This window comes from Amycolatopsis rubida (assembly GCF_900115345.1).
Taxonomy (GTDB): Bacteria; Actinomycetota; Actinomycetes; order Mycobacteriales; family Pseudonocardiaceae; genus Amycolatopsis; species Amycolatopsis rubida.
On sequence record NZ_FOWC01000009.1, the window covers coordinates 282,098 to 305,892 of the forward strand.

Below are 23,795 nucleotides of genomic sequence, written 5' to 3' on the forward strand. Positions count from 1 at the left end.
GAAGTGCACCGCGATGAAAACTGAGACTAAGAAGGCATGCAGCTACGCTGCGCTCGCCGCTGCTCCGTCGACCGACGAACCCCCACGCCTCTTCGACATGGCATTTCGTCGCAGAGCCCAGCTGCCGAAGGCCACCGACGCGGGCCAGGGAGAATGCATCGCATGTCAGCTACCAGCCTGGACGACGTTCGGCATGCCCTGCGCATCAACGATCCAGCCGCTGTTATCGGTCTGCGGGAGTGCGCCTGGCTCGACGTCAAGGGCGGCCCATATCGGCTGGATAGCGCAACCGGGAAGGAGGAGTTGGTCAAGGACGTCGCGGCGTTCGCGAACGCCGCGACCGGCGGCCTGCTCCTGATCGGGTTCAAGACGCAGGTCGAGAACGGCGAAGAGATCGTCTCTGAACTGGGCCCGATTCCCAGGGACAAGGTGGACCTCGACCAGCACCGCAAGCTCATCAGGACCCGCGTGATGCCGCCCCCACGCGGCTTCACCGTCGAGTGGATCGACTGCGGCGACGCACGAGGTGTCCTGGTGATCGACATCCCCGCCCAATCGCAAACACAACGTCCGTTCGTCGTACCAGGGCCGTCGGGCAACGACAAGGCGAGTGAGCGCTCGGTAGCGGTTCCGGTGCGGGAGGCCGATGGTACCCACTGGTTGCCACAATCTGAGATCCGCCGGCTGTTGGCGCTCGGCTGGGCGGAGGCCGGCGGCCCCAGTGAGGAAGTGCTCTCTGCGCTGGTCACCGAGGCGGTCTCCGCCGCCAGTCGCGCCGCGGACGCAGCTCGACCGGCACACGAGGTCGGGGTCGGCGAGCCGGGCTGGAGACGGCCGTTTCGGGAGGCATACGAGCGGGCGCGTCAGCTAATTCACCTGGGTCGGCCAACGACCGAGGTCTACCGGATCGGCCCAGGTGTCGCCCAGGAGTTCGAATCGGGTGGACCGGCTGACGGGTGGATCATTTGTGCCTTACCTGACCAGCTGCCCGTCACGATCGCAGAATCGGTATGGGACGCGCTGCACGCTGCAGGGAGCGGAGTACCGGACGGTGATGTGCTCGGTGCCCTCGGGCTTCCGTTCATCGAGCAGGACAGCACGCGGGCCGGACGGGTCGTCAACGAACTGGCCACCGTGGTCGAGCTGCGCGGAGGACGCTGGGGAACTGGCCTGCTGGTCCGCGCTGATTCCGGTCGGACCTGGACGTGGGAGCCCAGCCCTAGCTTCAGCCTCACCACGACCCGCTACGCCGGGAACTGGACCGGCGGGGGCGCGCCGCCGCTGCTACGTGTTCGGGCGATCGCAACGCTGCCCTCGGTTGGGAATGGAGAACGAGAGATACCGACCGCTCGGCGGCGCGAGTTCGCCATGACCTTGCCGATCAGCGAGCTGGCCGGCGCCGTGACCATCCTGTCGCAGCGGCGTGGTGCCGACTTGCGTGCCGCTCAGTGGAAGCCAGGCCCCAACCGGAACGCTCGTGATGCTGCCAGTTTCTCGACCACGATCGAGACCTCCGACCACCGCTCGGCGCTGTCTGGCGAGGTGATGGCTGCGCTGCCGAACGCGACGTCCTCGGCTGTCGTGACCTGCGCCGAGCTGCGGATATACGATCTCGCGGCCTGGGCAGACGTGCTGGGGTTGTCAGGTGAGGTAGCAGCCAGCGCCGATCTCCGGCTCTCGCTGGAGGAGTTGACCGAGTTCCTCTCCATTGCATGGCAGACCGCGACCGAGGTACTGCCAGCAATCATCACTCCTGATCCGCGCGGCGGCCGGTGGGCCGGCCCTCCGACCGTAGAGCTGCGGTTGAGCGCCGAGCAGAAGCACGATGTTCCGGGGCCACCGCCGCTACTGACCGACCTGGTCGACTTCGCGGCATTCGGCGAGCGCGTCGATGCCCAGCTCACGAGCATGGCCGTGACGATCACCGCGCCACCGCAGCTTCCACGGGAACTCCGGCGAGCGCTGACTCGCCAGGCGTTCGTGTACATGGGACAAGCGTTCGGCTTCACGGACGCATCCGAAGATCAACTGTAGAGATCACCCACGTTCCTCGAACGTATGTGCGACTCGGGTGTATGTTGTCGGTCGTGGACCTGCAGATGCGTTCAAATACTCGGTCAGACGGCGCACTGCGCTGCCGGGTCGACGGAACTGGCACGCAGGTCGCCGTCTTGCCCGCCACGTGCAAGCTCGGCCTTCACGTTCTACGTCCGGCGGAGTGCAGTGCGATCGTGGTTGACGACGAGGTCCACGTCAGCTGTCCGGCCTGCGCTGCTACGCCAGGCGCAGACCATTGCTGGAGGCTAACCGTCAACGGCACGAGCCCGATGCGCGCCGAACTTGATGACGAGCCTTACCTTGACCTGCGCCTACCGCGCCCTCCGGCTCCGCGGTAGGCAGGTGATCCAGTTGCTCGACAGCCCGTTCACAGCATGGGAAGGCGACGACCTCCACGGATGCAGGCCGGTGCTCACCGCAGTTTGGGTCCGACTGGACGCGCTGTTCGTTCGTGCCTCGGATGCCCCTCGTCACGTCATCGAGACCGGCCTCGACCTGACCGGCGAGGTCCAAGGACGACTCCATGGTCGCTTCCCGAGCGTCGAAGGGGACTGGCTCGCGTCGTCAACTATGAGATCCCGTTCGCAGACGGCCGAGGCAGCAAGCTGCAGCTAGTCGACCAACTCGTTCCGTTCTCCGCATTACGGAAGCGTGAGTAGGCAGGGCTGTAGCCAGACGTCGGCACTCTGGGGTGAGTCTCGCCGTGCCGCACTAGGCCGTTTGGGCGCCCCGTCGGCGAGCTTCCCCAGGTCAGAGGTGACATCGGCGTAGGGTCCACCGGATGGAGAGCGTCGTCGGAAGCGCGTCCGAGGCGGACGGTTCGCGAGGTGACCACCCCGTTGCAACCGTCGTGCCGCCGACGAGCCCGGCCGAGGCCGCCCGACTCGCGGCTCAGCATGACAACCAGGTCAGTCGCCTCTTGGTGAGTGAGTTCAGAGGTCAGCATGCACCCGGTAAATGCGCATGGGACCTCGTGGCGATGGTTGGCCTCTCCGCCGACCGCCGCAGTGCAGTCGCGTGGATCCTCGCAGAGGCGATCATGAGGTTCCGATGCGGAAAATCACGAGCATTCCCTTGTTGGCAAGCGGCAGCCCTGTCCGGGAACGCCGTAGCCGACGACGATCTAGAACTTGTCTCATCGTTTATCATCTCTGTCTTTGGTCGGCCCAACGCTGTCCAGTCCGGCGACACCAAGGAAAAAAAGGGAAAGAGCAACCATCTGGAGGGATTCGTCGCCGAGTGGTTGTGGCATCTCATCATGAAAGAACAGCAAGCCTCACATCGCGTGCGCCAATACCTTAGCGAACCGAGCTACTCTGTTACTGAACAAGGTGAAGACGGTTTCGTGGTGTATGCACCGCCAGGCGCGAACACCTCACTGTTCTTCAGACTGTGGGAAATAAAGAAACACAATACCGAAAATTCGGTAGTCACTGCGACCGTGCAGCGCGCCTCGGACCAGCTCAATATCAGGGGCCTGCAGTATCTGGCCAAGCTCACCAGCGCTCATCGCCAGACAGACGGTGATCTCGGGAGCCTCTTTGCTGAGCTAGGTGATCTGTGGATCAACGCAGACCCACGAGCAGGAGCAGGAGTCGGGGTCGCCACGAACACCGTAACCCCTCCCGCGACGTGCTTCTCCCCGCTGGAGAGCACCTTGGATCAGTTCGCCGATGCGGGGCAACTTGAAGGACTGCTCTGCGTGATCGAAAACTTCACTGAGTTCGCCAACGAAGTCAGGAGGATGGTATGGAGCGCGCTCTGAACCTGCCGGACCTCGTCGAGGCACTTGGTGTCCACCAGACGGGCGTCCTGCCATCGCCACAAGAACTGGCGAGCCTGATCGCCGACGTCGAAATAAGGGCCTTCCGCGGAGACTTCGCCGTTGACGAGAACCTCGAACGTGCTGCGTGGTACCTCCACGCGGTTGCGTCGGCATCGGAAGCCGCCGAGTTGTATACGCCGGCACGACAACGTCGAGCTTTTGCCGTAAGCGCACACGTCTTCGACTTGACCTTGGCAGACCCCCGCCATGATGCACGCCAACGCCTGAACCTTGCCTTCGGCGCACAAGTCGGCTACCGACGCGCTGACCTCGACCCGAACGCCACGGCGGTATACCGCCGTGTCTCGGACCTCCTCGTCGACACCACACCACTAGTCGATCACGCTGACACACTGGCGGTCGAGGCCGGCGTTGCCTTCCTCGGCCTCGACACGAGGTTCCTGTTCCCCCTACTTCGCAGTTGGCGACGCCAACTCACCGAACTCGCCACAACAGTCGAGCTCGACGACCTCCAGTCGACGATGTTTGGTCCAGCACAACAGATCGTGCGCGCCGTGTGGTCGCTGCTCCGGTTCTTAGCATTCGGCACCGCCCGCCAGCTGCCAGTAGCGCGAGCGGCGCTGGTGTCCGTCCTGGACGGTACTGCGGGAACCGGAGACCTCGACGCCCGCTGGGTAGCCGCACACCTCTTGTCGATCGCCGATGGCCTTGAATCTGGCAGCCTCTACTCGATCCTTCCCCCTGGAACCCCGAGCGCCGTGGCGCAGGCGTTTTGCCTTGCTGACCCGCCGGTCTTGACTCTGTGGCCACCTCAAAGAGAACTGCTTGAGCGGCCAGGAATGAACCCTTTGGACCCAGCCACGCGCCGGCTGCTCTTGTCAGTACCTACCAGTGCAGGGAAGACGTTGCTCGCGCAGCTGATCATCTGCACTCACATCGCGACGCAGCCGGGGGGAGTCTGCTATGTCACCCCGTTGCGCAGCCTTGGACGGGAGATGCGAAAAGCGCTGTCGGGACGGCTTCGGGTACTCAACCGCGAGTTGAGTGACGACAGCGACCTGTTCGACATCTTGTCGTTCTCGCAAGACCCCGCCGACGTCGAGGTTACGACACCCGAACGACTGATGCACCTGCTGCGTCATGACGCCGACGCTGTCATGCAACGCTTTTCCTTGTTCGTCATCGATGAAGCGCACCTACTGGCGCAACCAGGGCGAGGGTTCACGGTAGAAGGACTGCTCGCTTACCTCATGGCGGCGGACGAGAACCCGCGGATTGTGCTTCTCTCCGGCGTACTCGGAAATGCTGCCTCGCTCGCGTCCTGGCTTGACTCTGAGCGTCCAGAAGTATTGTTTACGTCTGATTGGCGGGGACCCCGCCGTCTCCATGCGCTACTCAACACCTTGCCAGTCTGGGACTCCGCGGTGCGGAGTCTCCGAAAGTCGGCACAGTACCCAACGCGGGTCACTGTGCCACAGGTGGCGCAGCTACGTCTTCGTCCTGCCGAGGCGGGGCCGGTCACGACACTTACTACAAGCCCTCAACAGCCGCTGGGTGAGTTGATTCTCAAGGAAACATCGACTGGAGTCAGGAGTAAGGATGGCGGCACGCCTGGGTACAAGATCTTCGCCGCGGCAGCTTCCATACTGACGCACGCGGGCAGTCTATTGATGATCGTGTCGTCGCGAACCATGGCGCGTGACGCTGCCAAATCCTTGGCAGATCACCTACCGCTGCGTGAAGTCGCGCGTGAGCTCGTCGAATTTCTCCGTGAGCGGCTCGGCGACCAGCACCCGCTGATTGCGTGTGCCGAACACGGCGTCGCATACCACCATGCCGGCCTGCCCGTCGACGTTCTCGACGCGATCGAGGAGGCAGTCCGAACCGAGGTCCTATTGGCGATCGTTTCTACGAGCACGCTGACCGACGGGGTAAACCTGCCGGTTCGGACAGTCGTGATCGCCGAAACTCGGTTTGAAGGTCAACACCCTGGCGCTCAACTCGGAGCCGCGCGGCTTATGAACGCCATCGGGCGAGCTGGACGGGCCGGCCGTGAGTCCGAAGGCTGGATCGTGCTCGCGCTACAGAAGCGCTCCGAACTCAAGGATTTTGATGAGCTTCGCCCGAATGACGAGGCGCTGGAAGCCCGCTCCACTCTTTTGGCAGACGAGTCGCTGACAGCCCTTGCCGATGCAGAGGAGCTCATCGCCACTACGGCTGACGCGGTCTTCCAACTTGCGCCGGACACAGTCGCGTCCGACTTCGTCTCGTATACATGGTTTGTCCTAACGACGCTGCAGCCACTGTGGACGGTCTTCGACGATCCCATCCAGATGGACATCGTCCTCGACAAACTACTGGCATTTCAGCAGATGGACCCGGCGCTTCGGCAACGCTGGCTGCGGCTGGCCGAACAGGTTCGAGCCACTTATGAACGTGCAAGCCCAGCGCAGCGACGGCGTTGGACAGCTGCCGGAACCTCGCTCGGTACCGCGGCGCGGCTAGATGCTATAGCCGGTCGGGTAGTTGGTGCTGTTGCCGCACGGGAATATGAGCTTCGCCAACAGGGCGTTGCTATCCCTGATGACGCATGGTACTGGCCACTCAACGAGACTATTCTACTGTTGTCAGAACAACAAGTACTCACATTACTGTTGGCACAACCAGAAGCCGACAACTGCTGGAAGTTCTGGTCGACGAGGGCTAAGGGAACCAAGAACCTAATCGATGTGTCCATCGTAGATGGATTGACCGGCTGGATAGACGGCCTTGACGTTCCTGCTCTTGCCGAACGGATCCTTCCCGGTCTTGCCGTCGAGTGGCAGTTGGAACAGACTGTCGACGCCATCAGCTCAACATTCGAACACTATTTGGCTTGGACTGTCGGCGTGCTCGTCGAGCAAGTCAACGCCGGCCTTGAGGAAGCCGGGCTTGTAAGCCGCCTTCGGCCCGACACCGCATGGTGCATCCGACACGGGGTCAACACACCGCACGCTCTGGCGTTGCTCAACGAAGGAGTGCGTTCTCGTCGATTGGCACATGCCGTCGGGAGCGAGGCGCAGCGCCAAGGTGTCGAGGTTGAAGACGTACGGTCATGGCTCGCGAGCCTCCATATCCGAGGCTGGCGGAGCACATTTGACGCGGTGGCACGCGAGATCCTCGATCTCTTGCAGTTCATCCGGGCTCGTCGAAACAATGTGCTGCGATCTCTGCTTGAGACAGGACGCGCCCAAGTGACACTTCGCAGTGAGCTTGCAATTGCTTATCAGGTGCCGGAGATCGTCTATATTTCGACAACGACCGATGCACCCTCCGAACTGCAGATCGTCAGCGACTCCGGCCTAGCGGTCGCAGTTGTCGATGTCGATTTACATGCAGATGTCGATGCTGTCCTAGCGAGCGGGCTTGACATCGTCATAACCATGCAAGGCCACGACTTGCACTTCGTGGCTCCCGAAATCGTCGGTTCCGACTAGTGAGCGAGGAGGTCAAGCGTTGGACCCTCAAGAACGCGGCGAAGATCAACTGGTTCCTAGGGGCGACCGAAGACGGCTGACTGCGGTGACGACGTCTGCAGGTCGACGGTCGGTACTGTTCGAAGTTCACGGCTTCGGGCACGACGAATCCTCCGTTTGCCTGCCAGCTCGGCGGAATCGGCATCTTCCACCGAAGGTGGCTCACGATGGTCAGTTACGACGGTGCACGATGAGGTCATGGTGAAGACGGTGTACCTGTCGGGTCAGGCGAAACCGGTCGTATTGACGCGGCCATCTGGGTCCGATGCCGTGTTCGCTCGTCCGCGCAGCGCTGGGGTCTGAGATGGCAGCCGACCCGATTGAGGCGAATATCGACGCCCGCGAGTTAACCAGAGAGCTCGTGTCAGGTCTGCACCATCTTCGGCACGTCGACCTGGACAAAGCGGGTACAGCGTTGGGTTTGGTCATACCACCGGAGCATCCGGACCCGTCACAGGTCGGCGAGGGGAAGCCGTTGTCCAAACGGCAGCGGCTCGACATGGCGTTCGACGCCATTGCACCGAGTGATTACGAGGCCGTGTGTGCCAGCTTCCTCAAGCATGGTGATCTAACGATCGAACTGAGCAACCGAGTCGAGGACCTGCTTTGGTCACGCGAAAACTGGCCGCAGATTACCGCCCGGACACGCCGTGAAGTCGCCGAAGCGCTGGACGCGTTCGATGCGATCTGGTTGGAGGCGGACGGACTTCTCAACCTGGTCAAGCGGCACTGGGTGTTGCCCTCACCCGAGTGGTCGTTCGAGCCCACGGACCCGTATGAGCCGGTCGTGCGGCACATGTTCCGCTTCCCGGGCGACTGGACAACGCTGCAGTTCTTCAAGGAGATCGGTGCTCTAAACGGTGGAGATCGCCGGTTCGTGCTGTTCCTGGAAGGGCTGTTGTCTGCGTCGGTGAACCCGAGGGAGGCACGACAGCGGGAGATGGTCGCAGCCATCTCGCCGATCCTTGCCCGCGCGGGCCTGAAGGTTACGGAGTCCGGCACGAATGACGGCTACCCGACCTTCACGATCGTTGCGCTGGGAACCCGACCTCGGCCAGCCCAACTTATCCTCTTTGCCGGTCGGCACGGTAAGCCTGCGCTGCGGCTGCGCGACGTGCTTGATCAGAGCATCGAGATATTGACTGGGGATGACGCCGTACTCACCTACGACGTCCCCGTCGGCGATCGCGGCCTGACCTGGCGAGACGTAGAGTCATGGTGGTCGCACCGCAAGGGCATCCCCGCCGACCAGGCGAAGCTTGAGCTTTGGCGACGGCTAGTGACAGTTTGTGCCGATGCGTCACCAGCTCAGCACGCGCTACTCGTTGCATACTACGACTACGCGAAGGACCACGACCCGCTGTTCGCGCTGTTACCGGAGGTTTGGTTGCATTGGGATCCAATCTCGCGGAGACAGCGCGGCGAGGACGCCTTCCTGAACCAACGCATGGACTTCCTGATGTTGTTGCCTGGGCTCAGGCGAGTCGTGCTTGAAGTCGATGGGGAACAGCACTACGCGACCCCCTCCCGGCAACCGAGCCCTCGTATCTACAGCGAGACCACCCGCGGCGATCGCGACCTTCGCCTGGCCGGATACGAGGTCTACCGCTTCAGCGGCTACGAACTCAGCGAAGACCGCGCCACTAAGACCGTCTCAGACTTCTTCGACCGGCTCCTAGCTGGGTCATATCGGGCGTAAACGACCAGTTCGAGTACGTTTGGCCGCCGTCCGGCGCGACGACCGGTCACAGCAATACCTCAGCGGTGATCGGCACAGATTCGGCCCGCCGAGGGTCCAGCGTGTCCACAACGAGTCAGGAGCGACATCGGCAGCGTCATTGCATCCGATATACGGCTCGCCCAGCGACTCAGGTCCCGTCGAAGTACACCTCCGCGGTTCGGCGGATCTGTGCCAGCCGCTTCGAAATGGCGCTGTGGTTGGCGTAGCCGAGAACCTCGGCGATCTCGGTTTTCTTAGTCATGCCACTGTTGAGCAGCACCACGATCTGCTGGTTACGCGCATCCATGAGCGCGAGGAAGTCGTTGGTGACCAGATTGCCCAACACCTCGCTCTCCGGCCCTTGGACCGGGATCGTGTCGGTCAACTCGACGAGCTTCACCGTGACCTTGCGTCGCTTGCCGTGCAGCTTGCGTTCGAAGTCTTCGCGTGCATACGACCACTGGCTGGAGAAGTCGTCCTCTACGCGGTGGGAACGGACGGCGTCCAGGATGCCGCGGAGTTGGCCGGTCCGGTCGGCGGCATCCACGGTCTCAACCACGGCGTCTTGGGCGTCATCCTCACCGAACCACACAGGCCCGCCCATCCGCGGATTGCCGGCGATAGCTCCGGCGAGCACGCTCTCGTCCTCCAAGGTGACCGGGCTGGGGGTCTTGCCCTTGTCGACCTCGGGGAAGTCCCTCAGCCGGTCCTGGATCGTCGCGGTGACCGCGGGCACCCAGAAGTCGAGGTTGTGGGCCAGCAGCCGGATCGGGTCGTCGGCCGAGAACGCCTTCATCTTCGACCCGGACATCAGGTGCGGCCAGACCGTCCACGCCCAGGCGTGGGCCAGCCGGGCTTCGAAGTCGGTCGGGAGGAAGTCGTCGATGCCTGCCCAGTCAGCCATGAACGGCCATTGGCCACCACGCAACAGCGGGAGTCCGAACATGTCCAGGACGCGCTTGGGCAGCAGGTGGAAGAGCGGCGCGTACTCGAAGTACCGGGCGCGTGTCCGAGGCACGAACGTGACGTTGACGTCGCCGAGGTCTGCGATCTTCGCCATCGGTTTGGGCAGGTCGTCCATGTCGAAGAAGCGTCGCCGGAACTGGGCTGACTCCCACAGCATGTTCCACTGCCCGACCGCTCCGACCAGCTCCATGTCCGATCGGGCCATCGGGAGCGCCACGTACTCGGGCGGAGCGGGTTCCAGCGGACGGAGCACGCCATTGAACAGGAAGCCGGCCGACATGTTCTTCAGGCTTGGAAACTCTTCCGGGGTTGCCTTCCCATCGGGAAGGAACACGCCGTCGCGGCGCCATTCCAGGATCTCGGCCGCGGTTGGCTCGCGCTCATCGCTCACCCGGTCCTCCGCGTGCCGTTGTGCTGGCCGTTCGTCGATCTGCGTCATACCTACATCACGACAGTCTGCGCCGGATCCGTTCCGACCGCCGCGACAGTCACTGAGCGTTAGACCTTGCTTCACCTTCGACACTTTCGTGGTCCTCTGCTCCGTCTGGCGGCCCGCTGCCGAACGTCTTGAAGACCGTGGCCCGAGCGGACGGGAAGAGTCAGCGTCGCCCTGGAGAATGAGTGAGCCGAGGGCGACGGCGGCCACCAAAGCACGGACGACGCAACTCCGTCGTCCCGAACCGGCGGGACTGGGTGGGAGGACGCACCGCGGGCGTCACAACTGAGTCGGCATGGAGCACGAGCGCGACCTCCAACTCAAGCATGGTCGGCGCTGGAACGCTGTCGATGTCCTCACACCAGGCAGCCAGCAATCCAGCGAGCTCGTCGTCCTCACCACCCACGCCATCACCTCACCCGTTCGGTTATCACCAAGCGTCGTACCTGCTCGACCTGGCGTTACGCTTGCCACCGCTAGGCCACGAGCATCGCTCTCGCATGCGTCTCATCCGCCACGTCACTCTCGGCTCGCTGGGCCCCGACCTGCTCGTCGAACTCGGCCCGGACGGTCTTGACGAGGTGACGGGCCCGAGCAGCCCCCACCCCGAGCCGGACGCGCAAGGTGTCGGCGGATATCGGCTTCTGGTGAGCCGCACGATGAGCGGCGTCCTCGCGCCGCGCCTGAGCCAAGAGCGCCTCCGGCGTGCGCTCAACGGCTGCTTTCTCTCGACCTTGCTGCAGAACGTCTTCGTCAGGTTGCGCCTGCGTCTCCGGCGCACCGTCATTCGAAGGCACATCGGCAGCCGACTCCGACCGCTCGACCTCGCGTGCGACTGGCGTACGACTTGTTGCGCCGATCGCTTGCAACAGGCCAGGGCCGACCTCGGACCATCCGATCAGGAGGAGCGGCCCTACCGCGTCGAACGCCGCCTTACCGAATTCGCTCGCGACGAGAGGCTCTGCCACGTTCAGCGCGAGCGTGACCACGCTGGCGAAGATCAGCAGTCGACGCGCTGGCCGTAGCACCTCCAAGGATGCACCGGTGAGAGCCAGATGCCGGGTGCCGAGCAGAAGCCCGAGGATCGAAAGGTCAACCGCGGGAGCCACGAGCGGAGCGACCCAAGTGGGCACGCCGAGCCGCAGCGCGAGGTTGAGGACGTTGCCGAAGCCGAAGAGGAAAGTGAGTCCAACGACGACGCCCATGATCACGGTGACGGCCTGTACGACGGAGGCCCCGTCCGAAGCAGGTCGCGTCGACACAGCTGCACGCCTGGTCATCGAGCACCACCTGCTTCGACGCGTGGACGCCCATGGGTGTCTCGGGTGGGGATGCCGCGTTCGCGCAGCTTGTTCAGCACGGTGGTGTGGTTGACGCCGAGGTGGTCGCCGACTCGGGCCAGGGACCAGCCAAGGTTGTAGAGGTGGATGGCGTCGTCGACCTGGTCGGGCGTGAGGCCGCGGCGGCGCATCGGCACGCCGCGCCGGTGAAGGATGGTGCTGACCGTCCGCCGCTCGATGCCGAACCGGTCACCGAGCTCGTACACCGTCGCGCCGGACCGGTAGCCGGCGATCAGCTGCTCGACCTGCTCGGGGCCGAGTTGCCGGGCGCGGCCGGGGCTGTCGCGCTTCATCGACGGTGGCTCGGGTGTATCGAGGCTGGGAAGCTTCTCACGGAGCTCTTCCAGTGCCCTGAACTGGTCTTTTATGTTCGAGTAAGGTCCCCTAACCTCCACCGCAAGTCAGAGGCCCTTTCCGGGAAATCGGGAAGAGCCTTTTTCGTGCCTGTACAGCGGCAAAGTACAGCAGTGGTAGTGGGTCGTGACCTCGCGGACCTGCGGGCGATCATTCTTCTCGAAATGGGTTGTTGGAGAGGACAGGGACAACCTGCGGGCCGATGTCCGGCCTGGGCGCGCGGCCGGTGCTCAGCGTGCGGCTGGACTCCGGGCTGCTGGACGGGATCGCGCCCGACGCGCCCGGGGCCGGCGTGCTGCGGGAGTTGCCGGGGCTTGGCGCACCGGGTTGGCGCGGAGGCGATCGTGGATGGCTTGACGACTGCGGAGCGGGCGCGGTTCTGGCTGGACGGGACCGTGCTGGCGCTGGGTGACTACTGCGAGGAGTTCCGTAGTCCGGAGGAGCTGGCCGTCGCTTTCGGGGACTCCGGTTGGTGGACGGCGTAGGGATTTTCGGTTCCGGCAGCGGGTTGCCGCTGTGCGTCATGGAGTATTCCGTCCAGATCGTCGACAACCATCGCGGAAGCGAGAGAGCCGCACTGCCCGGAGCGAACTGGGGAGGGCACGGCACCGAGGTTGCCGAAGTACTCCGGCGCATGCGGGCCTGCGCTTCTGCGGCGCTTGATGCGGAGCGCCGCATCACTGCGATTGTTACCGGTCGCCGGCCAATTTTGTAACGTTCGACGATCACGAGCCGACCCGGATCGCGACAGAGCGGAGAGGCTGCGCCGTGAGGATGGTCCGGAGGCCCTCTTGATTCAGCTCACGACCGACGTGCGGCTTATCTGGCGGCGGCTGCGCGACTGCGCTCGGGCGGGGTCCCCGGACCAGCCCGAGGACGCCCGCATCTACTACCGAGACCTTGGGTCGCTGGTTGATCCAGCCGGCCGGTGGCGCTGTCCGATGAGCCGGCCACCCTTCCGGCGGGCTCAATGACGCCCTAGGCCGGGTCAGCCAATACGAGCACGAGCACGGTCGGCCGCTGCTGAGTTCGCTGGCCACCAGCATGGATGACGGCCAGCCTGGCAAGGGGTTCGCTCAGTTCGCCGCCTCGCTGGGGTTCGAGGTTGCCGATCCGGAGTCGTTCTGGCGAGAGCAACTCGCCCGGACGGTCGCCTACTGGTCGTCTGCGGATGACACGGTGCTGCTCGATGCGGCGGTTGATCGCGTGCTAGGCGCACTGGACGGACTGTTCGGCTCGCGGGGTCGCGAATGACGGTTCCCCTTCGTGCGGGTCCGACCATAAGGAGGATCAGTGCCTATATTGTTGCCGCCGTAATAATGAAGGACGGAGAAGTCGTCGATTTTAAAGCAGATGGCGCTGGTGCGGACGTTTTGAGCATCGGGCTTGTGCGGAAGAGCTTCACGGCGGGCTTCGTCAGCGTCTGCGCGCGAAAGCTTTCCCGAGGACCGTCTGTTCGGCTTCAAGGATGGGCAGTTTCGCCAGCAATGTCCAGCTGCGCTTGCTCGCAATCGAGCAGACTTAATATTGGGGTATGAAGTTCAATGCGATGCATTGTTTTCTCTTTTCGGGAAACCCGCGCAGCCGGATGCGCGGATCACCTCAATTTCCATCTCAAATATCGCGCTGAAGAGCAACCTTGGAGAATTTCCGGTAGGTGTCCCCATGACCATCCGCGTTTAGGCCTCACATCGTGCTTTCGATCGCTCAGCCGAGTCCGTCCAGGAACGGCCGGTGCGCGTTCTGGAAAGCCCAGTTGTAGTACCGATCCCAGTTCACCGACCAAGTCATCAACCCCCGCAGTGCGGGCGACGGCCCGCCGCGCAGGGTGTATGAGCCGCAGCCGGTTCCGTGGGCCAGGCAGGTCACGGCGGTTTGGACTTCGGACGGAGAGACGTAGCCGTTGCCTGCGCTGACGGCTGCGGGGAGGCCGACGGCGATCTGGTCCTCGCGTAGGCCGGGGAAAGTCTGGCCGGTGTTCGCGACCTTGAAGCCGGACTTGAGCATGTCGGTCATCGCGATCAGGAAGTCCGCGCCGCCCATGGTGTGGTACTGGTTGTCCAATCCCATGACTGGGCCCGAGTTGTAGTCCTGGACGTGCAGCACCGTGAGCGAGTCGCGCAGGGCGTAGATGACCGGCAGGTACGCACCAGTACGGCTGTCGCCGCCGCCGGCGCCTCCGTAGAACTGGTAGCCCACCTGGACGAAGAACGTTTCGGGGGCCATCGTCAGGACGAATTTGGCTCCGTATCGGGCTTTCAGGGTCTTCAAAGCCGAGATCAGGTTGACGATCACTGGTGTGGTCGGGTTGTGGAAGTCTGTGTCGCCCGAGTTCAGGGACAGGGACTGGCTTTCGAAGTCGACGTCCAAGCCGTCAAGGCCGTATTTGTCGATGATCGCCGCGACCGAGTTGACGAAGTTGTCGCGGGCGGCGGTAGTGGTGAGCTGGACTTCGCCGTTCTGGCCGCCGATCGAGATCAGGACCTTCTTGCCCTGCGCCTGCTTCGCGCGGATCGCCGCGATGAAGTCCGCGTCGCTTTCCACGCCGGGGCATTCGGTGGCGGAGCAGCGGTTGAAGCGCACGTCGCCGGAGGTCACCGAGGTTGGTTCGGCGAAGGCCAGGTCGATGATGTCCCACGCGCTCGGGACGTCGGCGAGCTTCAGGTACCCCGAGCCGTTCGCGAAGCTTGCGTGGACGTAGCCGATCAATGAGTGTTTCGGCAGGCCGGTGCTGGTGCAGCCGCTGGTGGTCGCGGAAACTGCGGGCGTGTGGGCGGATTCGGCTTTGTCGTTGTAGGCGGTGACTGAGTAGCTGTGCGAGGTGCAGGCGGTCAGGCCGGAAAGCGTTGTGGACGTGCCGGGCACGGTGGCGCGCAGGGCGTTGTCTTCGTAGACGCGGTAGCCGGTGACGGTGCCTGCGGCTGCGCCCCAGTTCAACGCGATCGACGTGTCGGCCACGGTGCCGACTGTCGGGCTTCCTGGGACGCCGGGGGCGTCGGGCGTGTCGCCGCCAGGGCCGTCGAGTACTACGTCGTCGACGTGGTACGTGCCGGCGCCGTACCAGCCGTGCAGGTACAGCTCCGCGGATGTCTGGTTCGCGGTGGTGGTGAAGGACAGCGAAAGCTGGCTGTACGCGGATGCGTTGGTCCACGTGGAGGAGCCGCCGGTGACGCCGAGGTAGACCGGCGCGCCTTGCACCCAGGCGGAAACCGAGTAGGTCGTGCTGGGGCGCACGGGCACCGTTTGGGTGCATTGACCCTGGTCAGAGGCACCGGGGGCGACGGCTAGGGCATAGGTTCCCGAGTGCACCGGCGTCTTCACGGCGGCACCTGCCGGGCAGGTCCAGCCGGATGTCGAACCGGCTTCGAAACCGGGGTTGGCGAGCAGGTTCGCCGCCTGCGCTGGCCCGCCGACGACAAGTCCGGCTGCGGCTAGCAGGAGCACGACGAGGAAACGAGCACGCTTCATTGCGGTTCCTCCGGTCCGATGCGACCCCCTGGCTCGTTATTGTCTAGACCACTCGCGAAGTTGTCCAGACCTATCGGACCGACGAAAGTCGGGATCAGATGTTGAGGTCGAAGCCCTGGACGTACTAGGCGCCCTCGGGCTTCCGCCTTGAAGGTGAGCCGGTGGCTCCGACGAGTTCGAGGCTGCGCAGGGTGTGGCCGTCGAGCTTGACTTCTCCGGACGCGTTGGCCTCGTCCACGGTGACTTTCCCTGGTAGTGGCAGCGTGCCGCCGGGCCTGGCCCAGGCGTCGTGCAGCGGCTCGGCGCTCTTGCACAGCGTCTTTGCCGGGCGGCAGCACGGGAGCGCTGACAGGCAGGCTTTCGCGTAGTGCTTCCGCAGGATCTGGCTGACCCAGCGTTCGACTGCGGTCTGGTAGGCCGGGTACCGGACGCGGGCTGCCGCGTCCCGGACGGCTGGGGAGCGCTGTTCGGCGCCGAGGCGGCTGGTCCGGCGAACTGGCCGCTTCGGTCGAACCGCACGCGGCCAGGATCGCTGGTGCCAGGGCGGCGCGTGTTCTTGCCGTCGCGAAAAGTCTCCTCGGATTTCGGCCGCGGAGGCGTCAGTCGAGTACCGCAAGGGTTCCTCGCGGCCAGGAGCGGCCTCCAGGCCAGCGATGGCAGGGAGAGGACGTTCGCCCAGGTGGCATCGGCCAGTTCGGTGGTCTTCAGCCCAGCCGACGGCGCGCGGCGGCGGTTCCTCCAGCGTTTCGGAGTTCTCCCTCTCCAACGGAACCCCGTCTGGCAGCGGAGGAGTGATTTCGCGGCCGAGTACCGACTCGCGTCGGTAATTCCTCACGATCTGCGGCGTTACAGTGACCAGGCGAGAGGGGTTGCGGCCGGAGGAGTCATGGAGCTGGAACTGCGCCATCTGCGCGCGCTCGTGGCCATCGCCGACGCGCGCAGTCTCGTTCGCGCGGCCAAGACGTTGCACGTGTCTCAACCGGCGTTGTCCGGGTTGCTGCGGCGCGTCGAGCGGTCGGTCGGCGGGAGTTTGTTCGCGCGCTCGCCGACCGGGTGTGTGCCCACGGCGCTCGGCGAGGACGTTGTCGCGGACGCGCGGGCGGTGCTGGCCGGGATGTCCGCGCTGACCGAGCGGGCCGGCGTGCGGCGGGAGCCGGGTGGAGCGGTGCGCATCGGCGGGTATAGCGGGTTTTTGCATCTCGCGTTGGCGAGGTGGTTGCGGGATCAGCCGTGGTGTGCCGGGGTCCGGGTGCATGAGGAGCAGGACGAAGCCCGGGCGTTGGCGGCGCTCGCGGACGGGGAGCTTGATCTCGCGCTGGTTTATCTTGCGCCGCTTCCGGACCGGATCGTTCCGGACGGCGTCGAGAGCATCGTGGTGCAGGCGCGGGAGCCGGTTTTCGTGATTCTGGCCGAAGATCATCCGCTGGCCTCGCGCGGGGAGATACCGCTGGCGGAGCTGGCCGGGTATCCCTGGGCGGACGATCCGCCGTGGACGACTCGGTGGTCGGTGTACTTGCAGGAGGTCTGCCGACAGCGCGGCGTCGTACTCGATCAGCCGCACCGGCCGCAGTGCCTGGCTACGTTGCTGGACTTGGTGCGCGAGGGCATGGCGGTCGCGCCGGCGTTGGCGACTCGCGAGGATCGGCAGGGCGGGATCGTGGTGCGGGCGATCGAGGACGCACCGCTGTGGCAGGAGCTGCGGTTGTGTTACCGGCCGGGCACGGCGGTCGCGGACCGGGCCGGCGAGATATCCCGGAAGGTGGCCCGCGATTACGCCGACCGGCAGGGGTGCAGTGCCGCGTTCGACCGCTGGTGGCACGCACCCCTGCCGGCCGGGGCTTAGACGGTGACGCGCCAGTTGCTGTTCGGCGTCGGCACCTCGAACCGCAGCGACGAGCAGCTGTAGTCGCTGGGGTTCGGGTTGGCGGTCGGCTGCAACGGCGAGTTCGACTCCGTCGCCGGCGTCCACTGGCCGCCGATGCGCAGTTGCAGCTGGCTGGATTCGAACACCTTGCCCTTGGCATCCGAGCAGTAGTAGGCCTGGCCGGTCGACGGGTCGACGGTCGAGTACAGCTCGAAGATGTCCCAGCCCTCGTTGAGGGTGCTCTGATCGCTCCCGCTCTGCGAGAACAGGTCGTCCCACTTGCCGGTCTTCACGTTGTAGAGCGAGGCGGTCCAGCGGTTGCTGCCCGCGTCGGTCTGGACCTCCTGCACGGTGAACGCCGGGTGTCCATCCACTGTGGACGTGTAGGTGGAGAGGAACGAGCTGTCCAGTGGGACTACTTTCGCCGGTCCGACCGTCCCGCACCAGTCCCAGGCCCAGACCTGACCGCCCTGGTCGAGCCCGTACGCGGTGACGACCTCGATGCAGGAATGCCCGGTGGGCTTGACCGTCGGGGCGTAAACGACGTCCGCGCTGTTCGAGAGCCGGAGGTCGGGGACGACACTGTGCGTGACGAGAATTCCGTCCGCGCCGCTGGAGAGTTGCGGTTCAGGGCCCCAGAAGGTGTGCTGCTGCGCGTCGAGCCGCGGTTTGACGGAGCGGCCGGCTTTTTCGCGACGCAGTTTGAGGAACTTGTCCGCCGCGGTCCCGGCGGCGGCTTTCGCGGCGGCCCCGGTCAGCCCGGGCACCACCCCGCTGTCCGGCGCCGCGGAAACCGGCGGGCTGCCGGCGACGACGGCCGCGGCCGCCAGGGCGGAAGTGAGCAGGGCAAAGAGTTTCCGCATCGATGCATCTCCTCGTCGTGGGCGAAGGAAACGCGCGGAGGGAAAAGGGTGTCCGTCCGCGGGACACGGATGTTAAGCCGGGATTTTTGGTGCTAGGCACCGACTTTCGATGGTGGGTTCGGATCGGCGCAGGTCAGCGCGGGCATAGGTTTTCCCCTACGCCTTGGGTTATGCCGCCACATGGAGCAATCAGCGTGTCTTGGCCCGGACGCGGATGCGCTCGCCCTGACTGCCGAACATGCTGAGGATTTCGACCGGACCCTCGCCGGTGCTGCCGAACCAATGCGGAATCCGGGTGTCGAATTCGGCGACCTCGCCCGCTTTGAGGACGACGTCGTGTTCGCCGAGCACGAGCCTGCCCTTGCCGCTGAGCACGCAGAACCATTCGTGACCGGGATGAGTGCGCGGTTCGGGCTCGCGTCGGGCGGCGTCGAAGATCATCTTGAGCGATTGCAGCCGGCCGGGCTGCCGGGTGAGCGGTACGACGGTCCGGTCGCTGCGCGTGACCGGTTGCAGCGGGGCGGTGCCGACCAGTTCGTCCAGCGGGACCCGGTGCGCGCGGGCGATGGGGAGCAGCAGTTCGAGGGTGGCCTTGCGCTGGCCGGATTCGAGCCGGGAGAGGGTGCTGATGGAGATGCCGGTCGCGTTCGACAGTTCGTCCAGGGTGCGGTTCCGTTGCCGCCGGAAGTGCCGAAGCCGGGGTCCGACCGCGGCGATGATGTCCTCCACCAGGCCAGCATGACACTTCTGGCCGCAGGACTGAACGCAATTAGCCCGACGGCTGTCCGCGATCGACCGCGGGCGGATGTTTCGCCTGCTCGCGTGTTCAGGCCCGGAAGCCCCCTGCCAGGTTGCCGCTGGCGGCTTTCAACCGAGCTTCACCGGACCGAATCCAGCGCCGCGTTCACGAACGAGGCCACCTGCGGCCGCCGGTCCTGCTCATTCCAGGCGAGCACCAGCTGGCTGGGCGGAGCGTCCTCGATCGGCACGCAGACCACGTCCGGCGGGACCTGGCCGACCAAAGACCGCGGCAGTACGCCGACCATCCGCTCCAGCGAGATGAGGTGCAGCAGCTGGACCACGTCAGCCACCTCCGGGCCGGTTCCGTCGAGGCCGGGCACGCCCTTCCAGGACGGCAGCGGTTCTCCGTCCAAATCGGACAGCCGGACGGACGCGTGCTGTGCCAGCCGGTGCGTGCTGGGGACGATGGCCACGCGGTCCTCGGCGTGCAGGGTTTCGTGCGCAAGCCTGGTCAGGTTGTCGAACGGGACGAACAGGAGGCCGACGTCCGCGCGGCCGCTGAGGAGGAAGTCGGCGCGGTCGGCGGGGCCGCTGAAGAGGATGTCGACCTGGTGCGCGTCGGGATGATGGGAGTACTCGGCGAGGATTCCGGACAGCAGTCCGGCGTCCCCGCCAGGCTTGAGCACCAGGCGCAGGTGGCTTTCCCCGGCGCGGCGGGCGTTGCGGGCGGCGGCGCTGACCGCGTTGAGCGCGTGCCGTCCGTGTTCCTGGAGCGCCTCGCCGGCCGCGGTCAGTTCGACGTGGCGGCTTGAGCGGGCGAACAGTTGCACGCCGAGCCGGGTTTCGATGCGTTGGATCGCCTTCGAGAGCGCTGGCTGGGCGATCGACAGCCGTACGGCAGCCCGGCCGAAGTGCAGTTCGTTGGCGACAGCCAGGAAGTACTCAAGTTCGCGCGTCTCCAGCTCAGCCATGCCTCCAGGTTATCGCCAAATAGCGAATCGGTCTTGGACTTCCGGTCGGAAACAGGGCAAAACTTGAAGCATGATAACGCACACGATGCTTGTTTCGTTCGAACAGCCGCTACCCGACGGTGAGCTGGATCAGTACCTCAGCGATATCAAACAGGCCATGCTGGCGACCGGGTTCGCCGAGTCGGTACAGACCAGGCGCCACCTGCCGATCCCCGGTGAAGACGCCATCCCGGCGCTGATCGCGACGGCGATCGTCCAGGTCACCCTCGCCGACCTCGACACGCTGGCCAAGAGCTTCACCGCACCTGAACTGCATGAGGTGATCGAGAAGTGGCAGGCGCGGTATTCGTACCGCGTGGCCTGGGCGAACCACGAGTCGCTCGGGTGAACCGGCGGCGTGGGCTCGTCACCGGGGCGGGCAGCGGGATCGGCCGGGCAGCGGCGATCGGGTTCGCGCGCACCGGGGCAGCGGTGGCCGTGCTGGACCTCGACGAGGCGGCCGCGGCGGAAACCGTCGAGATGATCAAGAAGGACGGCGGGGAAGCGCTGGCCGTCCAGGTCGACATCGGCGACGAGTCTTCGGTGCAGGCCGCGGTGAAGCAGGCAGTCGAGGCGTACGGCGGGCTCGACTTCGCGGTCAACAATGCCGGGTTGTCGTCGCATAAACGCGTCGACCAGCTGACCCTCGCCGAGTTCGAGCGCGTCGTGCAGGTGAATCTGTCCGGGACCTTCCTCTGCATGAAGTACGAACTGCCGCACCTGAAGGGCGGCGCGATCGTGAACGTCGCATCCAACGGCGGGTTGTACGCGATCCCGAACGCACCGGCTTACGTCGCGGCGAAGCACGGGATTGTGGGCCTGACCAAGGTCGCGGCGGTGGACTACGCGGCGGACGGCATCCGCGTCAACGCGGTGTGCCCTGGGCCGACTCGGACGCCGGGGTTCGACAAGTGGGCTGCCGACCCCGCTGTGATCGCCCGGCAGGAGGCGATCACTCCGCTCGGCAGGCTGGCCACTCCGGAGGAAGCCGCCGCGGCCGTGGTCTGGCTTTGCTCGGACGCCGCGTCGTACGTCACCGGGACGACGTTGTCGGTCGATGGCGGACGGCGGGCGTAGCTCTTGACGGTGCGCGGCCCACCTGCACCGCGCCTAGAGTTCGCCGGCCAGGAGCTTGGTGGTCTCGGCGGGGGATTCGACGGGGAAGTGGCGGCTGCCGAGGTCGACCAGCTCGATCCGGATCCGGTCGCCGTAGCGCTCGATCGCCTCCTTGGCGATGATCGAGCGCACGACGAACAGCGCGACCGGTTGGGCGACCTCGCGCAGCGCCGCGTCCAGGTCCCAGCGCACCAGGCCTTCGAGCGAGTGCAGTCCAGCCGGCTGGCGTGCCGAGCCCATCTTCTCGGTGTAACGGTCCACTAAGGACGGATCGGTGCCCTCGGGCGCACCGGCTTCGACCATGCCGCGCATCGCGCCGGCGAAGTTCTCCCGGAACGGCCGCGGCAACGCTTGCACGTCGTCCTCGCTCTGCGCGGGGAACAAATTCAAGTAGTGCAACACCTCAAGCGCGGTTACCCGGGTGACCGTGTCCGGAAGCAGCCGGGCGGTCTCGACCGCGACCGTGAGTCGCCGTGCTCGACGATCGTGTCGAAGTCCCCGCGGTCACAGCCCCAGCCGTGGATGAGCGTCAGCGTGGGTCCATCGGCGGAACCGGTCGCGGTGTAATGGATTCTCGTGCCATCCGGACGGCTGGTTTCGTGATTCATGGTGCAGTCCATCAGAAAGCGCGGTGGTAGCGGACGGGCCAGGCGTCTTTGGGCTGGTTGCGCAGGGCGAGGTACGGGTCGCGCAGCAGCGAGCGGCCCATCAGCACGGCATCGGCCCTGCCCTCGCGGATGATCTGGCCCGCGGCCGCCAGATCGGTGATCTGGCCGACCGGCGCGACGGCCAGCCCGGACGCTTCCTTGAGCGTGGCGGCGAAATCGACGTTCACGCCTTCCCGGCTCGGCGGGCGGGCGCCCCGGTCGCGGACGAGCACGCCGGACGTTACGTCGAGCAGGTCGATCCCGATGGCCGCCAGTTCCTTGGCGAACTCCGCGGCGTCGTCGAGCGCGATGCTGCCCTCGACCCAGTCGGTGGCGGTGATGCGAACGAACACCGGCTTGTCCTCGGGGAACGCCTCCCGCACGGCGCGGGCCACGCGCAACGGGAAGCGCATCCGGTTCCGCGGGCTCCCGCCGTACTCGTCGGTGCGGTGATTGGACAGCGGGGACAGGAACTGGTGCAGCAGATAGCCGTGCGAGGCGTGGATTTCGACGGCCTGGTAACCGGCCAGTTCGGCCATCCGGGTCGCGTGTGCGAAGTCCTCGACGACCTGGTCCAGGTCAGCCGCGGTGGCCGGGCGGGGCACCGCCAGGTCGCCGAACGGGATCGCCGACGGCGCGATCAGCTCCCAGCCGCCGTCGGCGACCGGCACCGGCCCGTTCTGCCCGTCGCCGACCCACGGGACCTGGTGCGATCCCTTGCGGCCGACGGCGTTCAGCTGCACCGCGGGCACCGCGCCGTGGCCCGCGACGAACGAGGTCAGCCTCCGGTGCGCGAGCGCCTGTTCCTCGTTCCAGATCCCGAGGTCGGCCGCGGTGCACCGGTTGCCGGGGCTGATCGCGGTGGCCTCGACCATGACCAGCCCGACGCCGCCGATCGCGCGGGGGCCGTAGTGCGCGAGATGCCATTCGGTCGGCAGCCCGTCCGGGCCCGCCGCGTACTGCGCCATCGGGGACATCCAGACGCGGTTGCCGAAGGTGACATCGCGCAAGCGCAACGGGGTCGTCTCCGGGAACTCCGCGCTGGACGCACTGAACTCACTCATGCCACTAGACGGTACGCCTCATTCCGCAATGCGGCACACAGGTGTCAGTTCTCGGCGAGCAGGCGGCTGACCTCTGCTGCTGCCGCCACGACCAGCGGCGCGAAGGTCTTCTCCTGCGCGCGGGTGTAGCGCATGTCCGGAATCGCGAGGGTGATCGTCGCCACCGGCCGTCCGGCCGGATCCGTAATGGCCGCACCAATCGACGACACCTGCGGGCGGTACCACGACGAGGACCCGTTGAGCGCGTATCCGCGCTTCGCAGTCAGGGCGATGTCGCGGCGGAGGGCGACGAAATCCGGTCCCGGGTTCTGGGCGAACTCGGGAAGTTCGTGGGTGAACAGCTCCTCGACCTCGGATTCGTCGAGCCGGGCCATGATCGCCGTGCCGCCGGAAGTGGCCAGCAGCGGGACGCGCGTGCCGACGTCCAGCACAACCCGCACGATCTGGTCGGTGTGCTGGGTGGCGACGATGACCAGGTTGTCGCCGTCGCGTTCGGCCAGCATGACGGTTTCGTCGGTCTCCGCGGCGAGCCGTTTGATGACCGGGCCCGCGACCTCCTTGAGATCCGGCTTTCCGCAATCGCGCAGACCGAGCGCCAGCACCCGCGGCGCGACGCCCCAGCGAGCGCGTTCGGCGTCCACGACTTTCAGCCATCCTGCCTGCTGAAGCGTCATCAGCCCGCGCTGCACGGTGCTCTTCGGGATCTCCGTGCAACGCGCCAGCTCGGAGACGCCGATCGGCTGTCGCTGGGCGACTTCCTCGAAAACTCGCAGCGTGCTGAGGACGCTGTTCATCGTCCGGACCCCGCTGGCCGGTTTGTCGGCCTCCTCGTCGTGCATGTGCCTCA

At 65.5% G+C, this 23,795-nt stretch carries 19 protein-coding genes; 9 read left to right on the forward strand and 10 right to left on the reverse strand.

Annotated features, from left to right (window positions below):
• Positions 1-162 precede the first annotated feature (162 nt).
• From BM362_RS30870 to BM362_RS30890, 4 genes are all read left to right on the forward strand, one after another.
• On the forward strand, positions 163-2,034 hold the full coding sequence (locus BM362_RS30870; protein ID WP_143132520.1) for an AlbA family DNA-binding domain-containing protein: 1,872 nt from the start codon (positions 163-165) through the stop codon (positions 2,032-2,034).
• 805 nt (positions 2,035-2,839) lie between these two features.
• Positions 2,840-3,823 carry a hypothetical protein gene (locus BM362_RS47010; RefSeq protein WP_013673439.1) on the forward strand — a complete coding sequence of 328 codons (984 nt, stop codon included), beginning with the start codon at positions 2,840-2,842 and terminating at the stop codon, positions 3,821-3,823.
• On the forward strand, positions 3,808-7,320 hold the full coding sequence (locus BM362_RS30885; RefSeq protein WP_013673440.1) for a DEAD/DEAH box helicase: 3,513 nt from the start codon (positions 3,808-3,810) through the stop codon (positions 7,318-7,320). The genes BM362_RS47010 and BM362_RS30885 overlap by 16 nt, the downstream gene beginning before the upstream one ends.
• Positions 7,321-7,663: 343 nt before the next feature.
• A complete protein-coding gene (locus BM362_RS30890) occupies positions 7,664-9,058 on the forward strand; it encodes an AbiJ-related protein (RefSeq protein ID WP_093575564.1) in 1,395 nt (464 codons plus the stop codon).
• 169 nt (positions 9,059-9,227) lie between these two features.
• Here the strand turns inward: BM362_RS30890 and BM362_RS30895 are convergent, their stop codons facing one another.
• From BM362_RS30895 to BM362_RS30905, 3 genes are all read right to left on the reverse strand, one after another.
• On the reverse strand, positions 9,228-10,436 hold the full coding sequence (locus tag BM362_RS30895; RefSeq protein ID WP_093575565.1) for a hypothetical protein: 1,209 nt from the start codon (positions 10,434-10,436) through the stop codon (positions 9,228-9,230).
• Between the two features lie 521 nt (positions 10,437-10,957).
• Positions 10,958-11,761 (reverse strand): MATE family efflux transporter, encoded by an 804-nt coding sequence (locus BM362_RS30900; protein WP_093575497.1) that lies wholly within the window; start codon positions 11,759-11,761, stop codon positions 10,958-10,960.
• Positions 11,758-12,114: a helix-turn-helix domain containing protein gene (locus tag BM362_RS30905; RefSeq protein ID WP_167545498.1), complete on the reverse strand. Its 357-nt coding sequence runs from the start codon at positions 12,112-12,114 to the stop codon at positions 11,758-11,760. The genes BM362_RS30900 and BM362_RS30905 overlap by 4 nt, the downstream gene beginning before the upstream one ends.
• Positions 12,115-12,528: 414 nt before the next feature.
• On the opposite strand from BM362_RS30905, the gene BM362_RS50060 reads away from it, so the two are divergent.
• Together BM362_RS50060 and BM362_RS30910 are read left to right on the forward strand one after the other, a co-directional pair.
• Positions 12,529-12,660 (forward strand): hypothetical protein, encoded by a 132-nt coding sequence (locus BM362_RS50060; protein WP_280142752.1) that lies wholly within the window; start codon positions 12,529-12,531, stop codon positions 12,658-12,660.
• 559 nt (positions 12,661-13,219) lie between these two features.
• Positions 13,220-13,429 carry a hypothetical protein gene (locus BM362_RS30910; protein ID WP_093575499.1) on the forward strand — a complete coding sequence of 70 codons (210 nt, stop codon included), beginning with the start codon at positions 13,220-13,222 and terminating at the stop codon, positions 13,427-13,429.
• 453 nt (positions 13,430-13,882) lie between these two features.
• On the opposite strand, the gene BM362_RS30915 is transcribed toward BM362_RS30910, so the two are convergent.
• The gene (locus BM362_RS30915; protein WP_093575500.1) at positions 13,883-15,643 is read right to left on the reverse strand and encodes a chitinase; all 1,761 of its coding nucleotides are present in this window, start codon (positions 15,641-15,643) and stop codon (positions 13,883-13,885) included.
• Between the two features lie 886 nt (positions 15,644-16,529).
• Between BM362_RS30915 and BM362_RS30920 the strand changes: the two genes are divergently transcribed.
• Positions 16,530-17,486, forward strand: coding sequence for a LysR family transcriptional regulator (locus BM362_RS30920; RefSeq protein WP_093575501.1), 957 nt, complete (start codon positions 16,530-16,532; stop codon positions 17,484-17,486).
• On the opposite strand, the gene BM362_RS30925 is transcribed toward BM362_RS30920, so the two are convergent.
• The 3 genes from BM362_RS30925 to BM362_RS30935 form a co-directional block, all read right to left on the reverse strand.
• Positions 17,483-18,370, reverse strand: a complete 888-nt coding sequence (locus BM362_RS30925) for a carbohydrate-binding protein (RefSeq protein ID WP_093575502.1) — start codon at positions 18,368-18,370, stop codon at positions 17,483-17,485. The two genes, BM362_RS30920 and BM362_RS30925, sit on opposite strands and share 4 nt — an antisense overlap.
• Positions 18,371-18,559: 189 nt before the next feature.
• The gene (locus BM362_RS30930; protein WP_067575482.1) at positions 18,560-19,099 is read right to left on the reverse strand and encodes a helix-turn-helix domain-containing protein; all 540 of its coding nucleotides are present in this window, start codon (positions 19,097-19,099) and stop codon (positions 18,560-18,562) included.
• 149 nt (positions 19,100-19,248) lie between these two features.
• A complete protein-coding gene (locus BM362_RS30935; RefSeq protein ID WP_093575503.1) occupies positions 19,249-20,082 on the reverse strand; it encodes a LysR family transcriptional regulator in 834 nt (277 codons plus the stop codon).
• A gap of 85 nt (positions 20,083-20,167) precedes the next feature.
• On the opposite strand from BM362_RS30935, the gene BM362_RS30940 reads away from it, so the two are divergent.
• Both BM362_RS30940 and BM362_RS30945 read left to right on the forward strand, forming a co-directional pair.
• On the forward strand, positions 20,168-20,470 hold the full coding sequence (locus BM362_RS30940) for a hypothetical protein (protein ID WP_244287346.1): 303 nt from the start codon (positions 20,168-20,170) through the stop codon (positions 20,468-20,470).
• Positions 20,467-21,198 (forward strand): SDR family NAD(P)-dependent oxidoreductase, encoded by a 732-nt coding sequence (locus BM362_RS30945; protein WP_244287347.1) that lies wholly within the window; start codon positions 20,467-20,469, stop codon positions 21,196-21,198. The genes BM362_RS30940 and BM362_RS30945 overlap by 4 nt, the downstream gene beginning before the upstream one ends.
• 33 nt (positions 21,199-21,231) lie before the next feature.
• Here BM362_RS30945 and BM362_RS48460 read toward each other — a convergent pair whose 3' ends face one another.
• From BM362_RS48460 to BM362_RS30960, 3 genes are all read right to left on the reverse strand, one after another.
• Entirely contained in the window at positions 21,232-21,627 is a 396-nt protein-coding gene (locus BM362_RS48460; protein WP_208865387.1) for a hypothetical protein, read from the reverse strand.
• Between the two features lie 229 nt (positions 21,628-21,856).
• Positions 21,857-22,948 carry an NADH:flavin oxidoreductase/NADH oxidase gene (locus tag BM362_RS30955; RefSeq protein ID WP_093575504.1) on the reverse strand — a complete coding sequence of 364 codons (1,092 nt, stop codon included), beginning with the start codon at positions 22,946-22,948 and terminating at the stop codon, positions 21,857-21,859.
• 44 nt (positions 22,949-22,992) lie between these two features.
• The gene (locus BM362_RS30960) at positions 22,993-23,787 is read right to left on the reverse strand and encodes an IclR family transcriptional regulator (protein ID WP_208865388.1); all 795 of its coding nucleotides are present in this window, start codon (positions 23,785-23,787) and stop codon (positions 22,993-22,995) included.
• Positions 23,788-23,795 lie beyond the last annotated feature (8 nt).

What these genes read in the sequence shown, in the direction of transcription:
- BM362_RS30915 (WP_093575500.1), bottom strand. Translation starts at nt 15,643, where the DNA reads ATGAAGCGTGCTCGTTTCCTCGTCGTGCTCCTGCTAGCCGCAGCCGGA.
- BM362_RS30955 (WP_093575504.1), bottom strand. Translation starts at nt 22,948, where the DNA reads ATGAGTGAGTTCAGTGCGTCCAGCGCGGAGTTCCCGGAGACGACCCCG.
- BM362_RS30925 (WP_093575502.1), bottom strand. Translation starts at nt 18,370, where the DNA reads ATGCGGAAACTCTTTGCCCTGCTCACTTCCGCCCTGGCGGCCGCGGCC.
- BM362_RS30960 (WP_208865388.1), bottom strand. Translation starts at nt 23,787, where the DNA reads ATGCACGACGAGGAGGCCGACAAACCGGCCAGCGGGGTCCGGACGATG.
- BM362_RS30900 (WP_093575497.1), bottom strand. Translation starts at nt 11,761, where the DNA reads ATGACCAGGCGTGCAGCTGTGTCGACGCGACCTGCTTCGGACGGGGCC.
- BM362_RS30870 (WP_143132520.1), top strand. Translation starts at nt 163, where the DNA reads ATGTCAGCTACCAGCCTGGACGACGTTCGGCATGCCCTGCGCATCAAC.
- BM362_RS47010 (WP_013673439.1), top strand. Translation starts at nt 2,840, where the DNA reads ATGGAGAGCGTCGTCGGAAGCGCGTCCGAGGCGGACGGTTCGCGAGGT.
- BM362_RS30935 (WP_093575503.1), bottom strand. Translation starts at nt 20,082, where the DNA reads ATGGCTGAGCTGGAGACGCGCGAACTTGAGTACTTCCTGGCTGTCGCC.
- BM362_RS30920 (WP_093575501.1), top strand. Translation starts at nt 16,530, where the DNA reads ATGGAGCTGGAACTGCGCCATCTGCGCGCGCTCGTGGCCATCGCCGAC.
- BM362_RS30940 (WP_244287346.1), top strand. Translation starts at nt 20,168, where the DNA reads ATGCTTGTTTCGTTCGAACAGCCGCTACCCGACGGTGAGCTGGATCAG.
- BM362_RS30910 (WP_093575499.1), top strand. Translation starts at nt 13,220, where the DNA reads ATGGATGACGGCCAGCCTGGCAAGGGGTTCGCTCAGTTCGCCGCCTCG.
- BM362_RS30905 (WP_167545498.1), bottom strand. Translation starts at nt 12,114, where the DNA reads ATGAAGCGCGACAGCCCCGGCCGCGCCCGGCAACTCGGCCCCGAGCAG.
- BM362_RS30890 (WP_093575564.1), top strand. Translation starts at nt 7,664, where the DNA reads ATGGCAGCCGACCCGATTGAGGCGAATATCGACGCCCGCGAGTTAACC.
- BM362_RS30885 (WP_013673440.1), top strand. Translation starts at nt 3,808, where the DNA reads ATGGAGCGCGCTCTGAACCTGCCGGACCTCGTCGAGGCACTTGGTGTC.